Origin of the sequence: Capnocytophaga sp. oral taxon 326 str. F0382, assembly GCF_000318295.1 — a bacterium.
Taxonomy (GTDB): Bacteria; Bacteroidota; Bacteroidia; order Flavobacteriales; family Flavobacteriaceae; genus Capnocytophaga; species Capnocytophaga periodontitidis.
Genome location: NZ_KB291416.1, coordinates 1 through 1760, shown reverse-complemented (window position 1 = coordinate 1760; position 1760 = coordinate 1). Strand labels below are relative to the sequence as shown.

Genomic DNA, 1760 nt, shown 5'->3' with positions numbered 1-1760 from the left:
AATTTTAACATTTCTTTGATAAACACTAATGAAATATTATAAAAATTATACCTCTGTAATGCATATTATCATTCAAACTTTTCTGAACTATTTAACCAACTACAATCTTTTATTTCTGATAAAGGAGTAGATATTAATTTTTCATTATCATCAGACAAATATATTACAAATATTTCACTATCCTTATAACAAAAATACATTGGATTGATAGTGGGGCTATCTATATTATAGAAAATGTATTCAGGTTTTAAATAAGTGAAAAAGTCAATATACAAATATTCTTTATAATATACAGAATTGAAGTTTTTCAGCACTCTATCTTTTTCTGTAGTTGCTAAAATACAATTTTCCTCATCATAGATGTAACACTTGAAAGGTTTATTTCTACTCAGTGAAAGGTGTTCTAATAAATCAGTACTTGAACATTCTTTATTTTTTTCTGTCTGATATTGAAAAAACACTATAAAGTAAGCTAATGCCCCGATTGTTGTTCCTTTAGATATTCCTAACTTCTTTTTAGATGATTCTATAGCTTTTTGCTCTATTTTCTTTAGATCATACTTTGCAACTTTTGAAAGAATATTTTGTGATATTCCTTCAACAGCATAACAAAACAATAATATTATAAAAAAAATCTTTTTCATAATTTATCAAATAACCCTTCTGATGCGTTTAACCAATCACAATCTTCTATATCAGATAGTGGCGTACAAATTATCTTTTCATTATTATCTGATAAATATACTATAAATATTTCATTGTCTTTATAACAAAGATACATTGTGTTTTTTGTACGACTGTCTAAATTTAAAAATATGTATTGAGGTTTAAATTCAGTAAAAAACTTTATATATAAATACTCTTTAAAATAATCAGGACTGTATTCTTTAAAAATATTTCCTCTATAGGTTGTTTTTGCTAATATCACATAATTATTTCTGTTATAGACAAAACCGATAGGATTAGTTTCTAATTTTAGGTATTTAAGCAATTCATTACTTGAACAAGGATTCCCTTTTCTCATATGTTCAGAAAAAGTAACTACAAAATAGTGAATAGCACCTACTGATAACTCTTTAGGTAATCGCAATTTCTGTTTCACCTTTCTTATAGTTCTTAGTTCCACTTCTTTTAAATCATATCTTCTAAGCTCTGAAAGGATTCTTTGCGCTTGTCCTCCTATAGTGTAAAAAACACAGAAAAATACTATTAAGAATATTTTTTTCATAACTATTAAGGTTGTATTTTAAATATATATTTCATAGAATTAGCCTTAATAGTCGTATAAGCTCCAATAGCAGGATCCATCGCTTGATAAATCACTTTATAATAAAGACTGCCTGATATCCTTTGATAAGTTTTGAGAAACACACTATTTAAAGCTGTTGCGTGAGTAATACCTGCTTGTGAACTATTAGAAATCAAATAGAAATGATTGCCTCTGTTCATCATTCCTGCTATCTGTTCTGCTCCAATTTTGTCTTTAGGTAAATAATTTGTAAATCTAACAACATTTCTACCTGTTTCACTTTTTATCGCATTATTGAAACTATTGACATCTATTGGTGTTGTATTAGGATCGCCATGTAGAATAGTACGATATCTTGTTTGCGATATACCTGTTGTAGATTCTCCAGTAGCAGGTGCACAATTATACTGTCCTTGTTGTTTTACTAAAGGCAATTGTTGATTTGCCAAGTATCTTTCTTCCAAAAGTGTAGCACCGTCCCAAAAACGTCTTCCGTCAATAGCGGCATCTA

At 28.0% G+C, this 1760-nt stretch carries 3 protein-coding genes; all 3 read right to left on the bottom strand.

From position 1 onward, the window contains the following. Positions 1-68: 68 nt before the first annotated feature. Positions 69-644: a hypothetical protein gene (locus HMPREF9073_RS08695; protein WP_009413397.1), complete on the bottom strand. Its 576-nt coding sequence runs from the start codon at positions 642-644 to the stop codon at positions 69-71. Then, positions 641-1228, bottom strand: coding sequence for a hypothetical protein (locus HMPREF9073_RS08690; protein WP_009413396.1), 588 nt, complete (start codon positions 1226-1228; stop codon positions 641-643). Before HMPREF9073_RS08690 ends, HMPREF9073_RS08695 begins: the two co-directional genes overlap by 4 nt. Before the next feature lie 5 nt (positions 1229-1233). Continuing rightward, positions 1234-1760 (bottom strand): hypothetical protein (locus HMPREF9073_RS15945; protein WP_009413395.1); only part of this gene is annotated, 527 nt, incomplete at its 5' end.

Excerpts from the sequence above, each read along its gene's own strand:
- HMPREF9073_RS08695 (WP_009413397.1), bottom strand. The coding sequence starts at position 644 with ATGAAAAAGATTTTTTTTATAATATTATTGTTTTGTTATGCTGTTGAA.
- HMPREF9073_RS08690 (WP_009413396.1), bottom strand. The coding sequence starts at position 1,228 with ATGAAAAAAATATTCTTAATAGTATTTTTCTGTGTTTTTTACACTATA.